The organism is Bacillus sp. TE8-1, assembly GCF_008368855.1.
Classification (GTDB): domain Bacteria; phylum Bacillota; class Bacilli; order Bacillales; family Bacillaceae_G; genus Bacillus_A; species Bacillus_A cereus.
Genome location: NZ_QPET01000015.1, coordinates 109707 through 125114, shown reverse-complemented (window position 1 = coordinate 125114; position 15408 = coordinate 109707). Strand labels below are relative to the sequence as shown.

Sequence of the window (15408 nt, the reverse complement as noted above, 5' to 3'; positions counted from 1 at the left end):
GATAGAGAAAAAGACCTTTCAAGTAAATGAAAGGTCTTTTGTTATGCAGTATGATTCTCTTTCTTATCTTTCAAAAAGAAAAGTACAGCAAGGATTACAAGAATAATAGCTGCAATATCATACGTTATTTTAAATGTAGTATTAAAGTTTAAGTACTCTACGAAAGGAGTTTTCACTGCTCCTGCATATATACAAACGGGAATGAGAAGTAAATCGTAAAATTTCTTTTCTTTCATATATCTTATTAGGAAGAAGATACACATAATAGCAAAAAATACGATGCTTAAAATAGTCATTTATACCTCCAGATAAATTTACTTATTTTAATTGCAGTTATATCTTTTATATAAATTCTGTATTTTTTCAAGCGCTATGCACGCGATTGTGTTTCCTTTCTTTCCTAGCTGTAAGCAGCTGAGGAGTGAAAATCCCAACCAATATAAAAATAATACCAATCCACTGCATGAATGTTACGACTTCATGTACAAGTGTAATAGAAGCGATAATAGCAGTTGGTAATTCAGCTGCACCTAGTATTGTACCAAGTCCGGTTCCTACTTTCGGTACGCCAATTGAAAAACAAATGACAGGTACAACAACGCCGAATAATCCGAGGAAGAAAGCATATTTCCATAGACCGGCTTGGAGGGCACCATCTGTTAAAAAGGTTGGTGGGAAGAATAGACATACGATAAGAGTCGCACTTGTTGTCATGAGAAAGCTTTTCGTATAAGGGGGAACATCTGTAGCAACGCGTCCGCTTGCAAAAACATAGAATGAAAAAGAGACTGCAGCTAATAGTCCAAAGATAATCCCTTTCGTAGAAAAACTTTGTCCGAGGCCTTCAAATACACCACCTGCAAACAATGTACCAGCAAATAAAATAAGGATAGATATGATCTTATCGCGGCTTGGAAAGGTTCGATTTGCAATCGCTTCGATAATGACACCAATCCAAGTGAACTGAAAGAGTAGGACGACAGCGATAGATGCGGGTAGTTCTTCTACAGAAATAGCGTAGAAAATCCCAGTCATACTCATTGTTGTTCCGACGGTTAGTAAGGAAAAGAATTGTTTTTTTGTTACCTTATGACGTGAAAAGAAAAGAACGAGTAGAAATAGTCCAATCCATCCGAAGACATATTGTCCCCCTAATAGTTGATGTGCTGAAAATCCATTTATGAATCCGAGTTTGAAAATAGTTGAAAGTATGCCATAGCTGCAAGCACCGAATAAAACGAGCAATGAATATTTAAACTTCTCCATAAAAAATCCTCCTTTTAAGTAATAAAAAACGCCCGCTATCCAAATAAGGATAACGGGCGAACGAAACAGAGTAAGACACTCTACAAAATTCCGCCACTCACACATGAAGTATAAGTTTGGGGTATGTAATTATAGTAAATGTTACATTGCTTTTGGGAATACAATAGAACATTTTACACCTTGAGGCGTGTTTTGTATCCCGTAAGGAAACTGATGTTTATCTAATATTTGTTTCACGATATATAATCCAAGACCACTACCTTGTACTAAACCGTGTTTATCAGGGTTTGCGCGATAGAAAGGCTCAAATAAATGAGCAAGTTTATCTTCATCAATTTGTGAACCTGTATTTAATACTTCTAATGCGTAACCATTTGGTTTTTCATAAAGCTTTATATATACGTGCTGATGGTCAATTGTATAATGAATTGCATTTGAAATAATGTTAAAAATAGCAGTTTGAATAAATTTAGGATCAGCTAAAATTTGTACGTCGTGTTTAATATTAGATTGTACATTTAATTGTTTTACAGATACAAAGTAATCTACTTTCTTCATAACATCCTCAATAATATTAGATAAAGAAATGACTTCTAAATTCGGTTTAAATTGAGGGTTTTGTATTTTGGATAATTCCGACATTTTTTCCGTTAATATGTTAATGTCTTGCATCATCTCGTAGGAACGTTTCAAATACTTATCTCTATCTTTATAAGCTCCAATTCCGTGAATCATGCCATCTAGTTGTCCCATAACGGCTGCGATTGGTGTTTTTAATTCATGGGATACCATAGACATAAATTCTTTACGAGATTGTTCTAATTGTTGTTCCTTCTTGAGCTCGTTTCTTAAATCTTGATTGCTTGCATGTAAATTCTTCACAATATTTGGTACTTGTGAAGCAGCTACTTGCAAATTAAAATCTGTTTGATCTGCATTTTTGTTAAGTAGCTTTTTATCTGAGAAATCAAGATTCATAATATCTTTTAAAGCATCACTCATATATTGAAAAGGTTTGGCAATTAGTTTTGTATAAATTAATGATCCGAGTAGTGATAATGCAAGCATTGTCGCGCCAATATGTGGAGCTAATTGTTGCAACGCATCTGCTAACTTTGGATTATCATTTGTATCATTTGTTTTACTTGCTGCATTTTGTGTATGTAAGGCATCATTATTAGCGGCTTTCTTTTCTGCTTCTGTAGGCGGATTAGAAGTGCTATTTTTCCCCGAAAGATTTTGTGTATGTTCTTTTGCCTTTACAGTTTGGCTAGGCTGCAAAAGGTGATTGATAGCTGTAGAAAGAGATTTATAATCTATAATAGAAGATTGGAAATTAGAAATGCTCCCCTCTGACACAGCTTTATTTTGCTTCGTTTTACTTCCGTCGTTTTGCTTATCTGAATCGGCCTGTTCTGTAGTCGGCGTTCCATTTTCTTTCGCAAAACGTTCTTTATCGTAGTTTGAAGCTAGAAAGTAAATAATTTGATAAAGGCAAAGTGATAAAAGAATACAAAATAATAAGGTTTTGATGAAAATATTTTTGGTGATGTTGTCTTTGCTACGATTCGATTTTGTAGCCAATGCCTTTCACCGTTTTGATATAAGGAATTCCTAATTTTTTTCTTAAGTTTTTAATATGTGTATCTATAACTCTTACATCACCATAATGTTCATAGCCCCATACCTTATTCAACAAATCACTTCTTGATAATACTTTTCCTCGATTTTGCAGTAAAGTATAAATAATTTCAAATTCTTTTGTTGTCAATTCAATTTGATTACCATGAACATAAGCTGCATATGCTGTAGAGTTTAACATCAACTCATGGAATTGTAGTATAGTTGCAGCTTCTGCTTCCTTCGTTGCTGCCCTTCTTAATACAGCCTCTACACGCTTAATAAATACAGTGTAATGGAACGGTTTCGTAATATAGTCATCAATACCTAACTCAAATCCTTTAATTTCACTTTCTTCATTATGTAAGCCTGTTAACATAATGATTGGTACATCAGATTGTCCTCGCATAATTTTACAAATACTATAGCCATCTATATCTGGTAACATTACATCGAGGAGGACAAGATCGTATGAATTTTTTTGGAAAAGAAGAATACCTTCTGTTCCAGCACCAACTACATCAACTGTAAAGTTTTGTGCCATTAGAAATTCACGAATAAGTTCTTGTATATCTGGGTTGTCTTCAATCACCAGTATATGCGTCATAGTAACACCTCCTAAATAACGCTTTTTACTGCAATATTCGAATTCATCATTTTTCGAGTGACTCAGATTGTTTATACATATAATAAGCCCCCGCTATAAAATAATCATGAAGGTAGCAAGGGGAATAGTTTAGTGTTACTGAATGGTTCAGAATTACAGTAGTTCTATTATAGTATGTATTATAAAATTTATAAAACATTATAACTGTATAATTTTAATATCTACGTTTATCAATGTTTAAATATTAGCTAATCAAATCTATTCCTATTATATATGTAAATACAGTTGTTTTGCTACTGTAAATGAATAAATAAAATAAGCCAAGACATAAAATTCTTGGCTACACATAAATCTTGTTTTTAGGCTATTTTACAGTGACAGTAGCTTGCTGCTGAACGCGCTCAAATAACCAGTGTATATCATTGTTATACATACGAATACAACCAAGTGTTGTCCATTTGCCGATTGCTTGATTATTGTTAGTTCCGTGAATCGCATAAGTTGTTCCGTAAGTTCCTGCCATATTTAATCCGAGCCAACGGTCACCAAGTGGATTACGTGGATCGCCGCCTTTAATTTTACCTGTATAATAAGGACGATTTTTAATTTTATTTACGATTTGAAAAGTGCCTTTAGGTGTAGGTGTTGCAGCTTTTCCAGTAGCGACAGTAAAACTTTTTATAAATTTTCCATCCTGATAATAATCCATTTTATTTAACTGAGTGTCTACGATTAATTGATCTTTCGTTGTAGCTGCCTCTGCGCTAGCGAATGGAAGAGTTAAAAATCCTAATGATAATAGTGCGCTTAATAATAATTTTTTCATTGTTATTCTCCTTTTACTATCGTAAGAGTCTTACATACAATGAAGTTGTAATCCTCGTAATGCTTTATTTACATTTTCATCTAATGTTTCAAAGAATGTAGTGATTTTGCTGTTGTGTTTGTTGTTGTTATCAATAAGTAATCTTTCATTTAATAAAAGCTCACCACGTAGTCCAAAACTTTGAACTTGAATATTTAGCTCATCTTCATTTTCAGAGATGATTGGTAAGAAATAATGAAAAGCTTTTGTTGGAATGATGTAGCTTTTGCCAATCATGCTTTCTTGATTTGAATTAATCCATTTTTTCGTGACAATTTTAATATTCTTTTTTGAAACGATAAAAGATAGTGTTGTAGATTTTGTTAAACTTACGTCAAATTCACTTGTTTCACATATTTGTAAATTAAAAACGGTTTCATTTTGATGAGATTCAACATTTGTATTAATAAAATCGTGCATTTTATATGCTTCCATTTCGTATTCACCCTTTTTTCAATTTCGAAAAACGACTTATATTTATTCAAATTAATGCTTAGTCATATATTGGTTAAATTTTTCAACAAATTCCGATATAATCTTACAATACGTATATGAAGCTAATATGAAGTTAGCATGAGTTTGTGATGGTTTTTTATTGAGAACAAAATAAGAGAGGTTTTTTAGTGCTAAAAAATGGATAAAATCTGCATGTTATTAATGCGCCTTTTCGCTATTTCGACCTGAAAAATGATTTTTACTATTTACCAAAGAACGAAAATCATTAGTGTGACCCTTACAAAAATGTAATAAAAATGTAAGCTATTGTGATAGTTATTTCGACAATTTTTTTATACAATAATAGTAAGAAGTTGTACGTGATTGAAAGGAGAGATGACATGGAATGGATTCATGAATTATTTCAGCAATACGGGTACTATGTTGTACTTGTCGGCTTGCTGTTAGAATATATTGCACTTCCGTTTCCGGGAGAGCCAACATTAGCATATGCGGGATTTTTAGCACATAAGGGTGATTTAAGTTTACCGATTTTAATTATTCTATCTTTTATTGGGACAAGTGTAGGAATGACGATTCAATACTTTTTAGGAAATAAATTAGGTATGCCTTTCATTCAAAAGTATGGGAAATACGTATTTTTAACGCAAAGAAAAATCGACTTAACGAGAATGTGGTTTGATAAGTATGGGTACTTCCTGATTTTTATTGGTTTCTTTATTCCTGGTGTACGTCATTTCACAGGATACTTTGCAGGAATTATTAATTTACCATTCCGTCGTTTTGCCATTACAATTTATTCAGGCGCTCTATTTTGGGTATCATTCTTCTTAATCGGTGGTTACTGGTTAGGTGGAAACTTACATGATATCTTTGGAGTGCTAGAAGGTCATATCGGTAAAATCATTTTTGGAGTTATTGTGATTGTAGCGGTTACGTTAGGTATTCGTTTCCGTAAGCAGTTAAAACGAGTATTACTACAAAACGCAAGTTAATATGAAATCCATTCTATGTCAGAATTTAGGAAGTCAGTGCAAAAGCACTGACTTTTTTATTTTTAAGACTATGTTTAATGCACATTTTACATTCTTTATAGGAATTTGATACAGGATAAGAAATAAGTATCTTGTCAATTATTATAGTCGTAATGACAATTATAATTGACAAAGATAAGGATATTATTTACAATTTTAATTAAATAAATGAAAAAGAGGGAAGACATGAAGCTTCAAAATCGAGTGAGGGAATTGCGAGCAAAGCATCGTTTATCACAAGGGGATTTAGGGAAAGCGATTGGATCATCACGGCAAACGATTAGTTTAATTGAGCGCGGGGATTATGCACCATCTATCGTATTGTCGTTAAAAATCGCACAAATTTTCAATGTACCGGTGGAGGAAATATTTACGTTAGTAGAGGGGGAAGAGGACGATGAAGAGTAAACGAAAAAAACAATTTGATTCTGTGGGGAAAATAGCATTAAGTATGATGGGGGGCTTTTTAACGTCTTATATAGCTTTAAATTTACTCTCGGATGAACCGAGAAAATTATCATCCAATACATTTATAGGTATATGTACTATTTTTGGAATCTTAATGATGTACTATACTTGGAAGAATACACGTATGTTAGCAGAGGCACGCGATGAAGAAGAGAGCGTACAAGGCAGAAAATTAGGCATTATAAGTATATATTTACGTGTAGGCGATATAGTTACGCAGGCATGGTTTGTATATGCAGTTATTATATGTAGACGTGCACTGTTGCAGGATACAAATGTTTCATTTGCGGTGTGGAATTTAGTAGCTTCTATTGTTTGTTTAACTACTGTAGTAATTATCGGACTTATAACAAAAAATCGTTATAATAAGCTATATCCTGAACAAGGTGTAACGTATATGGAATCTATGAAAATGTGGACGAAAAACGCAGATGAAGGATTAAAGCACATTGTGCATGAGGCTGGATATAAAGCGTATGAATTTACGAATACAATATTGGCATATGTATGGTGGGCTGCCGTTATATATACAGCTGCTAGTGATATCGATTTTGTATTAATTGGCTTAATCTCATTTATTTGGATATTGCATCTCGGGAAGTTCATGTACGAAATGCAAAGAAAAATGATTTATTAAGGGGAGAAAAAGGTGGATATTTTAAGAAGGCCAGCTGGCTCAATGACAGTGGCGCTAATTCTGTCCATTTTATACGGAGTAATCCGAACTGGGAAATTAGAAGTAATTTTGAACCTATGGGCAATAGTTGGAATTTTATTGTTAGTGTTAGCCATTCATGAGCTAGGACATGTAGTGTTTGGTTTAATAGGTGGTTTACATTTTAAATTTATGACAGTAGGGCCGATTACTTTTCAAAAAGAGAAGGGGAAAGTACGCATTCGAGAAAATAAATTATGGGCGTACTTTGGAGGCGTTGCAACACTAGTACCACCTTCTATAGAGACACCGAATCTTTCGAAAAAGTGGGCATGGCTCACTTTAGGTGGACCGATTACGAGTTTACTGTTTGGTATTACTTCCGGTTACATATACATGGTGAGTTATTATCAATATCTTTTATATTTTTCCTTTTTCCATTTTGCAATCTTTGCGGTTACAATTGTGCCGATAAAAGGAATGCTTATGAGTGATGGGATGCAATTTCTTATTTTAATTAAAGATGATGAAAGAGCTAGAAATCATTTATATGAGATTCAAATATCGAGTGAGTTATTTAGTTATAAAAGACCGAAAGATTGGGATGAAAGATTAGTAGAATTGAGTGAGGAGAAAATAAAAGAGAATAAAGGGATAAGAGAGATAATGAGTAGACTTATGCTTGTCTTCCTTGCTCGTGCAGATCAAGAGGGAATGAAAAGAGCGATACCGTATATAGAACGAATTGTTCAATTACCTGTAACGAAAGAAAATAAGTTTTTCGTTAGTAGTTTTCATAGTTGGTATCTTTTATATAAAGCCCTTTATCAGATGGATAGTCTTTCTTTGCAAGAAGCAAAGGAACATGCAAAGGCTATTACAAAAATGGACTTAAACGGATATTATCGTACACAAGGAATTATCAAATATTTAGAGAATGATCTAGAAGCTTCCCATACTTATATGAAGAAAGCTGATAAAGAATTGGAGAGCGCCGAGAAGAGTGAGATGGGATATTTACAATTAGAAAGAGAATGGTTTGAGCAGCTGAAAGAGAGGGTATCTTACGATGGGTGAGGTATCCTCTTTTTTCTATGTCATCTTATGCCGTTCCATAAACAGCCTAGGACGAGTAAAATGAGATAAGAAGAGCAAAGCTTGGAGGAATTCTAGATGGAAATTTTAACGATTATTTTAATCGTCTTGCTCATTTATGTTGTTTTTAAAGTGGCATATGTAGCATTAAAGATACTCGCGATCTTATTAATTATCTTTTTAATCGTAGAGTTCGGCAGTAAGTTGCTTGGTGGATAGGGTATGTTGTGCGTTTTGAGTGTCGAAGGTTGTCGGTAAATCGATATCTTGTGTCGAACCGTCGATATAATGAAAAAATCGTTGATATAAGTGGAGAAACGATCGATATATTTGAAAAATCGTTGATATATTTTAGTGAATACGAAGTGGGGTATATGGAAAAGAAGTTGCCGTGAAGGCAACTTCTTTTTATCGTGATGCGGGGTATGCAAACCAACATAAAAAAGCTGGAAGAGTATCTTCCAGCTTAAGAGTTACTTTCAATTTGGCGACCGCTATCTTCTTCATTGTCTTGTAATAGGTTGAATACGTCTGCTAAGCAGAATGCAATGAACCAAGTCCATAGACCGTGGAAGAAAGCTGAGCTTAATTGAAGTGGTAATGTATAGTTTGTCATTGAGTAGGAAATACATCCACCAACGATTCCGATCATTGTTAATAACATTGTTTTTTGAGCGTTTTCTTCTGGATTGAAGAGGAAGTAAATGTATCCGCCTAAAATTGAAGCGCTTACAAGTGTTTCGATTCCATTAAAGATGATATTCTCTCCAAGCTGAGTGTTTGTCCAGAAGCAGATTGTTCCGCCGATAATAGCAAACAGGACAGCTATTGTATATCGTATATATTGATTCATATGTTCATCTCCTTATGTAATAAGATGATTTGGAAGTCAAAAAGGTAGGTATAGTATATTGAAGTGAGTTTTAATTGTACGTATCTTTTTATAAAAAGATCATTGAAGAGTAACTAAGATGATCGGTTGTTTAAACCGTTACGTGTATGGTGTCTGAAATATACCCGACTGCTCGTTTCTTTTTGCTTGTAAAATAAGAGAAACTTCCAAGTCTATATACTCTTTTTTTGTGAGTCTGCTTTCATTATAACACATTTAGGGACATAATAATAGAATTATCTGATTTTGTAATAAGTGTAAAAAATAAAAAGCGCAAGGAAATACCATTAACGGTGCAGTTTAGTGGAAGAAGGATTTTAATTTATTATGATGAAATATGTAATCAAGGTGAGATCTAAGAATGAGGCCTAAATACTATAAAAAATGTTTTATAGCATGAATGTAAGGGAGGAGAGCTAACTTGGAGTTCACAACAGAAAGATTAATAATTAGACCTTTTAAGAGTACTGATTTACAGGATGTATTTGCTATTTATAATAGTGATGATACATGTAAGTTCCTATTACATAATAAGTGGACTCATGAAGACATGCAAAAAAGATTTAATAAGAAGCTAGCAAATCATGTACTTACTAAAGAAACAATATTAAGTTTGGCAGTTATATACAAAAATAAAGTAGTTGGTGATTTATCCGTATGGTACACAAATATGAAAGACACTGTTGAGATTGGTTATAGTTTTTCAAATGAAGTAGCTGGGAGAGGTTTGGCGACAGAAGCAGTAAGTAGTTTGGTATTGAAATTATTTAATGAATTCAATGTACATCGTATACAGGCTAATCTTGATGCACGTAATACAGCTTCACAAAAATTGTGTGAACGAATAGGCATGAGAAAGGAAGCCCATTTCATACAAGATTTTTGGAATAAAGATGAATGGACAGACAGTATTGTATATGGAATGCTATCCTCCGATTTGTAGTAATAAACTTAGTGATTTTATTATGCTAAAAGGTACGTTAGTTGAATAACAAAGGGCATAACATATTATATATGACTAATATGTTATGCCCTTTAATTTATTAACCTTTTTATATGCGTTTGAAACGGCCGACAATTTCAACTGTTTCAGTAATGTTCATAAATGCTTTGTTATCCACTTGACGGATAATACGTTTCATTTCGCCTAACTCATAGCGAGTCACGACAGTGTAAATCATTTTTTTCTTATGGTTTGTATAGCCGCCGACAGCGTCTACCATTGTCACCCCGCGTATGCCGTGATGTAGTAGTGCGCTTTTTATTTCCTCGCCTTTTTCTGTAATAGTCATTATCGTTAATTTAATATGTTTCGTATGCACAGCGTCGATAACTTTGCTGACTACAAATCGACTAATTAACGTATAAAGTGTAATATCCCATCCGAAAATAAAACCTGCTGCTACAAGTAAGATTAAGTTGAATACAAATATGATTGCTCCAATTGAAACATCTCGATATTTCGCTACAATCAATCCAACAACATCAAAACCACCTGTTGAAGAAGCAAATCGGAATATAATTCCTGAAGCTGCTCCGCAGATAACACCACCGAATACAGAAGAAAGTAAAATATCGTCTGAAACTTGGTGTACCGGGATAATGTTCATCGCTAACGATGACACAGCTACAAAGTAAGCTGTTAAAAAGGTTGTCTTCTTGCCTAAGTAAAAGTGACTTAAAATAAGAAGAGGAATGTTTAGTAAAAAGATAAGTGCACCGATATTGTAGTGCATTAAATAACCGATAATCATCCCTACACCAGCGAATCCACCGCTAATCATATTATGCGGGATAAAAAACATATTCATAGAAATTGCATACAAAATAGAAGCTATAAAAATAACAACCAACTGTATCATAAATTCTAAGTGAAATGTTTTAGCTGCTGGGAAGGATAAAAAGGCGGTGTCGGGAACGTAATCGGCGTCTCCTAGTTGACCCATAGTATGTTTCATCTCCATATTCATTTTTGATTACAAGAAGAGAATAAAGGTTTTTTCAAAAACTGGCAATAGTTTTATTATAATGCAAAAATTTTATAAATTTCTAATAAATCAAGCCTATTCATTGATGTGTGTGAATATGCTAAAGAAAGCGAATACAACGTTTCTTAATTATTGTTTTCTTGAGAAAATATGCAAAATACTTTTTTTGAAAATAAAAGGAAATAGAGAATATTTGCCCGATGTGCTAAAATGACCTTATTAAGGATGTGAAGCGATGGAATTTTTATTGCAGGATGCAATTCTATATATATCGTTTGTAACGACGGCACTTTGTTTATTAGAAGTTTTCTTCCTTGCTAATGTTTCTCGCTTTGTGCGTCAACAAGCATCAAGCGGTAGACAAAGAGCTTTTGCGTTAGTTGATACATGTGAAGATAGTGCGGGAAATGTACCGCTATTTTCTATTTTTTATAAATATGGAATGATTCGTTCTGTACGCAGACAAGAATCAAGTGAAGAGAATGACGAGGTCGGTCCGTATACGCCAATGTTTCGCTAAATAATTACGAAACATTGGAGGAATGAACATGTTAAAATCATACCGAGCTGTGCTCGTTAGTTTATCATTATTATTTGTTTTTGTTTTATCTGGTTGCAGTAATGCGGCCCCAATTGATGCACATAGTACTGGGATTTGGGATCATTATTTTGTATATCCAATCTCGTTTATGATTCAATTTGTTGCTCATCATATACCTGGAGCTAGCTTTGGGATTGCTATCATTATTATGACGCTCGTTATTCGTTCAGCGATGATTCCATTAGCTGTTTCGCAATATCGCAGCCAAGCGAAAATGAAGAAAATGCAACCTGAATTGCAGAAGCTAAAGAAAAAGTACGGTGATGTAAGCAAAGACCTTGAAAAACAAAAGCAGTATCAAAAAGAAATGTCAGAACTAATGAAATCAGGCGGTTGGAATCCACTTGCTGGTTGCTGGCCAATTTTTATACAAATGCCGATTTTCTCTGCTTTGTATTATGCGATTAGCAGAACTGAAGAGATTCGCACATCTTCGTTTTTATGGGTGAACCTAGGACATGCAGATCCATATCATATATTACCGATTATTGCAGCGTTAACGACATTTATTCAGATGAAAGTTTTCCAATCGAATATTACACCTGGAGAACAAGTGCAGATGCTGAAAATGCAGCAAATTATGATGCCAGCAATGATTCTATTTATGGGGTTTGCGGCGCCATCAGGACTTGTGTTGTATTGGATAACAGGTAACTTATTTACAATGACACAAACAATTGTATTAAGAAAAATAATGGAACGTGAAGAATTACAATTACAAAAGGCTTAGTGAAACACCGCTCATTACGAGCGGTGTTTTTTTTTGTTAAGTCGTTAAGGAAATGTTAAGAAACCGACATTACTATAGGCATTGTATACGAAAGTGTACATGCATTAGAAATATGAAGGAGGAAATTTCCTATGAAGAAGAAAACAGTTGGGTATTTAGCGATTGCAGGTGCGGTATCATTCGGAATTATTGGAGGGGTCGGCATTCCGGCATTCGCGGCAACGAATACTCCAGCAGTGGATCAGCCTGCAAAAACGGCGAAAAAGGATTTGGATGACGCTACAAAACAAAAAGTAAAAACAATTATGGATGATACAAAGAAACAGTTAGAGGAACTAGGTGTAAAGCTTCCAGAGAAAGAGAAGCGTAAAGACATGTTTGCAGGATTAGATGAACAGGCGAAAGAAAAAGCGAAGTCAATTTTAGAGCAAGAGAAGTCTGGTAAATTAACACGAGAACAAGCAAAAGAAGAATTAACAAAATTAGGCGTGAAGTTCCCGGAAAAGGGTAAGCACAAAGAAATGTTTGCGGGATTAGATGAACAGGCGAAAGAAAAAGCGAAATCCATTTTAGAGCAAGAAAAGTCCGGGAAATTAACACGAGAACAAGCAAAAGAGGAATTAACAAAGCTAGGCGTGAAAATGCCGGAGAAAGGTAAGCATGGAGATATGTTTGCTAACTTAGATGAACAGACAAAAGAGAAAGCGAAGTCAATTTTAGAGCAAAAGAAATCCGGAAAATTAACGCATGAGCAAGCAAAAGAAGAATTAACAAAATTAGGTGTGAAACTTCCAGAGAAAGAGAAGCATGAAGACATCTTTGCTGGATTAGATGAAGCAGCAAAAACAAAAGCAAAAGCGATTTTAGACAACGAAAAGAAACAATTAGAGGCATTGAATGTTGATTTACCGCACCATAAGTTTTTTATGAAAAAAGAAGATAAATAATTGATTTATGTATCTTTCGTGTGGGCAACCGGAAGGTACGTGCGAGGACCGATTTCTGTCAGCAGAAATCGGTCCCTTTTAATGATTCAATAAAATTCTTTTCATTGTTAGTATGTATCCGAAGATGCAGTAGAAGATTGCAAAACCGATAAACACTTCCGTATATTGATATTTACCCAATACGTAGAAGGAAACAGCTGGTATAATAGCTACCGCTAAAATGCTATAACCAGGATACTTGTGCCGATGCATGATAGCGAATAGAATAGAGAGAAACGTAGCAATGATACAAAAGACAGCAATCATTATTGGTGCACCTCCTAAACGGATTATACCATTTTTAGGGAAATAGGGAAGTTTTGTATCTTCTGTTATAATATAAGAAGAGAAATATTTCCTATGTTATATAAAAAACATATTGATTTTTTCTAACAATTCAATATAATGAACAATAACTACAAAATTCGACATCAAGAAGTGATGATGAGGACACGATCAATTTTTTACGATTTTCAGAGAGGGAAGCCTTTGGCTGTGAGCTTCCTAATACGGAAAAATGGATTACCACCTCTGAACTGCAGCAGTGAACGAGCATCTAGTAATTGCTTGCCGGCAAAAACCGTTATTTAGACTTGAGAAATTGGTGAAGTGTGTTACTTTACGAATTGAAACAAGGGTGGAACCACGAATACAACACTCGTCCCTTTTTTAGGGAGGAGTGTTTTTTTATTTCATTTTTGCATCACACTAGGATTGGAAGGAGGATACGCAGCATGCATCATGATGAGAAGAACAAAATTGGTTTAACAGTAGCACTTTCTATCGTAGTAGGAACGATTATTGGATCTGGTGTGTTTATGAAACCAGGGAGCGTATTAGATTACTCGGGGAGTTCTAATATGGCCATTCTTGCTTGGGTAATTGGTGGTCTGTTGACGCTAGCAAGTGGTTTAACAGTAGCTGAAATTGGAGCGCAAATCCCGAAAAATGGTGGGTTGTATACGTATTTAGAGGAGATTTACGGAAGGTTTTGGGGATATTTATCAGGTTGGATGCAAACAATTGTTTATGGACCTGCTATTATCGGAACATTAGGTTTATACTTTAGTTCTTTAATGATTAATTTTTTCTATTTAGATAAAGTGTGGAATTTACCAATCGCAATTGGAACGGTTGTGTTCCTTGGCGTTGTAAATAGTATGGGAACAAAATACGGAGGTATCGTTCAAACAATCACGACAATTGGGAAGATGATTCCGATTGTGTTAATTGTTGTGCTAGGTTTCTGGAAAGGGAATAGCGATATCTTTAACGTAGTTGTGCCAATATCGGAAAATCAAAGTATCGGTATGGCAATTTTAGCAACGTTATTTGCTTATGACGGCTGGATTTTACTTGCTTCGATTGGTGGAGAAATGAAGAATCCAACAAAGTTATTACCGAAAGCAATGACAGTAGGGATTTTAATCGTAACGGCTGCTTACGTATTAATTAACTTGGCGTTATTAAATGTATTACCAGCAGCGAAAATTGTAGACCTTGGAGAAAATGCAACAGCGACAGCTGCGGGCATGTTACTTGGAGAATATGGCGGAAAAATTATTAGTATCGGTATTATCGTTTCCATTTTCGGCTGTTTAAATGGAAAGATTTTAACGTTCCCACGTATCCCAATGTCTATGGCAGAGCGTGGACAACTTCCATTTTCTAAGTTTATTGCAAAGGAAAGTCCGAGATTTAAAACACCAGCAAATGCGATTACTGTTGAAATCATTTTAGGAATTATTTTAATGATTATTAGTGATCCAAATAAGCTATCTGAGATTTCCGTATTCATTATTTATATTTTCTATGTAATGACGTTTATTGGTGTCTTCATTTTAAGAAAACGTAATAAGAATAAAGAGCGTGCATATAGTGTGCCGTTATTCCCAATCGTACCAATCGTAGCGATTTTAGGTTCGCTCTTTGTAATTGGTAGTGCAATTATCAATGATCCGGTAAGTTGTTTCTTATCAATTGGAATTGTCTTTACGGGACTTCCGGTGTATTGGTATTTAAATAAGAAGAAAGAAACAGAATGATGGAAGGGTAGGCGTATAATACGCCTACCTTTTTTACTGTAAAAAAATTATACTTGCGTCCACTTTCTATTTTGGTTACTATAGTCGTAGTAACCAAAAT

Annotated in this window: 19 protein-coding genes and 1 other annotated feature; of the genes, 10 read left to right on the top strand and 9 right to left on the bottom strand. The window is 34.4% G+C overall.

Features of this window, described 5'->3' with window-relative positions; translation table 11 throughout:
• Positions 1–41 precede the first annotated feature (41 nt).
• From DN404_RS16415 to DN404_RS16390, 6 genes are all read right to left on the bottom strand, one after another.
• Complete coding sequence (locus tag DN404_RS16415) at positions 42–296, bottom strand: hypothetical protein (protein WP_000154129.1); 255 nt, start codon at positions 294–296, stop codon at positions 42–44.
• A 67-nt stretch (positions 297–363) separates the two neighbouring features.
• Positions 364–1266, bottom strand: a complete 903-nt coding sequence (locus tag DN404_RS16410; protein WP_000410483.1) for an EamA family transporter — start codon at positions 1264–1266, stop codon at positions 364–366.
• 141 nt (positions 1267–1407) lie between these two features.
• On the bottom strand, positions 1408–2850 hold the full coding sequence (locus tag DN404_RS16405; RefSeq protein ID WP_016123715.1) for a sensor histidine kinase: 1443 nt from the start codon (positions 2848–2850) through the stop codon (positions 1408–1410).
• A complete protein-coding gene (locus DN404_RS16400; RefSeq protein WP_000148833.1) occupies positions 2828–3493 on the bottom strand; it encodes a response regulator transcription factor in 666 nt (221 codons plus the stop codon). The genes DN404_RS16405 and DN404_RS16400 overlap by 23 nt, the downstream gene beginning before the upstream one ends.
• A 364-nt stretch (positions 3494–3857) precedes the next feature.
• Positions 3858–4319: a L,D-transpeptidase gene (locus DN404_RS16395; protein ID WP_000735058.1), complete on the bottom strand. Its 462-nt coding sequence runs from the start codon at positions 4317–4319 to the stop codon at positions 3858–3860.
• Between the two features lie 30 nt (positions 4320–4349).
• Positions 4350–4793 (bottom strand): DUF3978 family protein, encoded by a 444-nt coding sequence (locus tag DN404_RS16390; protein WP_000388769.1) that lies wholly within the window; start codon positions 4791–4793, stop codon positions 4350–4352.
• A 401-nt stretch (positions 4794–5194) separates the two neighbouring features.
• On the opposite strand from DN404_RS16390, the gene DN404_RS16385 reads away from it, so the two are divergent.
• The 5 genes from DN404_RS16385 (at position 5195) to DN404_RS16365 (ending at position 8285) form a co-directional block, all read left to right on the top strand.
• Entirely contained in the window at positions 5195–5809 is a 615-nt protein-coding gene (locus tag DN404_RS16385; protein ID WP_000454754.1) for a DedA family protein, read from the top strand.
• A 225-nt stretch (positions 5810–6034) separates the two neighbouring features.
• Positions 6035–6256, top strand: coding sequence for a helix-turn-helix transcriptional regulator (locus DN404_RS16380; RefSeq protein WP_000776168.1), 222 nt, complete (start codon positions 6035–6037; stop codon positions 6254–6256).
• A complete protein-coding gene (locus DN404_RS16375) occupies positions 6246–6953 on the top strand; it encodes a DUF3169 family protein (RefSeq protein ID WP_149215232.1) in 708 nt (235 codons plus the stop codon). Before DN404_RS16380 ends, DN404_RS16375 begins: the two co-directional genes overlap by 11 nt.
• Positions 6954–6995: 42 nt before the next feature.
• Entirely contained in the window at positions 6996–8048 is a 1053-nt protein-coding gene (locus DN404_RS16370; protein WP_016123713.1) for a site-2 protease family protein, read from the top strand.
• A 96-nt stretch (positions 8049–8144) separates the two neighbouring features.
• A complete protein-coding gene (locus DN404_RS16365; protein WP_000404784.1) occupies positions 8145–8285 on the top strand; it encodes a DUF3985 family protein in 141 nt (46 codons plus the stop codon).
• Between the two features lie 247 nt (positions 8286–8532).
• Here DN404_RS16365 and DN404_RS16355 read toward each other — a convergent pair whose 3' ends face one another.
• Positions 8533–8919 (bottom strand): DUF3938 domain-containing protein, encoded by a 387-nt coding sequence (locus DN404_RS16355; protein WP_001077773.1) that lies wholly within the window; start codon positions 8917–8919, stop codon positions 8533–8535.
• A gap of 460 nt (positions 8920–9379) precedes the next feature.
• Between DN404_RS16355 and DN404_RS16350 the strand changes: the two genes are divergently transcribed.
• Entirely contained in the window at positions 9380–9901 is a 522-nt protein-coding gene (locus tag DN404_RS16350; protein WP_000397302.1) for a GNAT family N-acetyltransferase, read from the top strand.
• 109 nt (positions 9902–10010) lie between these two features.
• Here DN404_RS16350 and DN404_RS16345 read toward each other — a convergent pair whose 3' ends face one another.
• Positions 10011–10904 carry a YitT family protein gene (locus tag DN404_RS16345; RefSeq protein WP_000530044.1) on the bottom strand — a complete coding sequence of 298 codons (894 nt, stop codon included), beginning with the start codon at positions 10902–10904 and terminating at the stop codon, positions 10011–10013.
• A gap of 277 nt (positions 10905–11181) precedes the next feature.
• On the opposite strand from DN404_RS16345, the gene DN404_RS16340 reads away from it, so the two are divergent.
• The 3 genes from DN404_RS16340 (at position 11182) to DN404_RS16330 (ending at position 13224) form a co-directional block, all read left to right on the top strand.
• Positions 11182–11466 carry a hypothetical protein gene (locus DN404_RS16340; RefSeq protein WP_000394930.1) on the top strand — a complete coding sequence of 95 codons (285 nt, stop codon included), beginning with the start codon at positions 11182–11184 and terminating at the stop codon, positions 11464–11466.
• 28 nt (positions 11467–11494) lie between these two features.
• Complete coding sequence (gene yidC, locus DN404_RS16335) at positions 11495–12277, top strand: membrane protein insertase YidC (RefSeq protein WP_000920522.1); 783 nt, start codon at positions 11495–11497, stop codon at positions 12275–12277.
• Between the two features lie 131 nt (positions 12278–12408).
• Positions 12409–13224, top strand: coding sequence for a hypothetical protein (locus tag DN404_RS16330; RefSeq protein ID WP_149215231.1), 816 nt, complete (start codon positions 12409–12411; stop codon positions 13222–13224).
• A gap of 78 nt (positions 13225–13302) precedes the next feature.
• On the opposite strand, the gene DN404_RS16325 is transcribed toward DN404_RS16330, so the two are convergent.
• Positions 13303–13530, bottom strand: a complete 228-nt coding sequence (locus tag DN404_RS16325) for a hypothetical protein (protein ID WP_000562231.1) — start codon at positions 13528–13530, stop codon at positions 13303–13305.
• Between the two features lie 165 nt (positions 13531–13695).
• Positions 13696–13932, top strand: a binding site (T-box leader).
• A 65-nt stretch (positions 13933–13997) separates the two neighbouring features.
• Here DN404_RS16325 and DN404_RS16320 point away from each other — a divergent pair.
• Entirely contained in the window at positions 13998–15308 is a 1311-nt protein-coding gene (locus tag DN404_RS16320; RefSeq protein ID WP_149215230.1) for an APC family permease, read from the top strand.
• Positions 15309–15408: the final 100 nt, after the last annotated feature.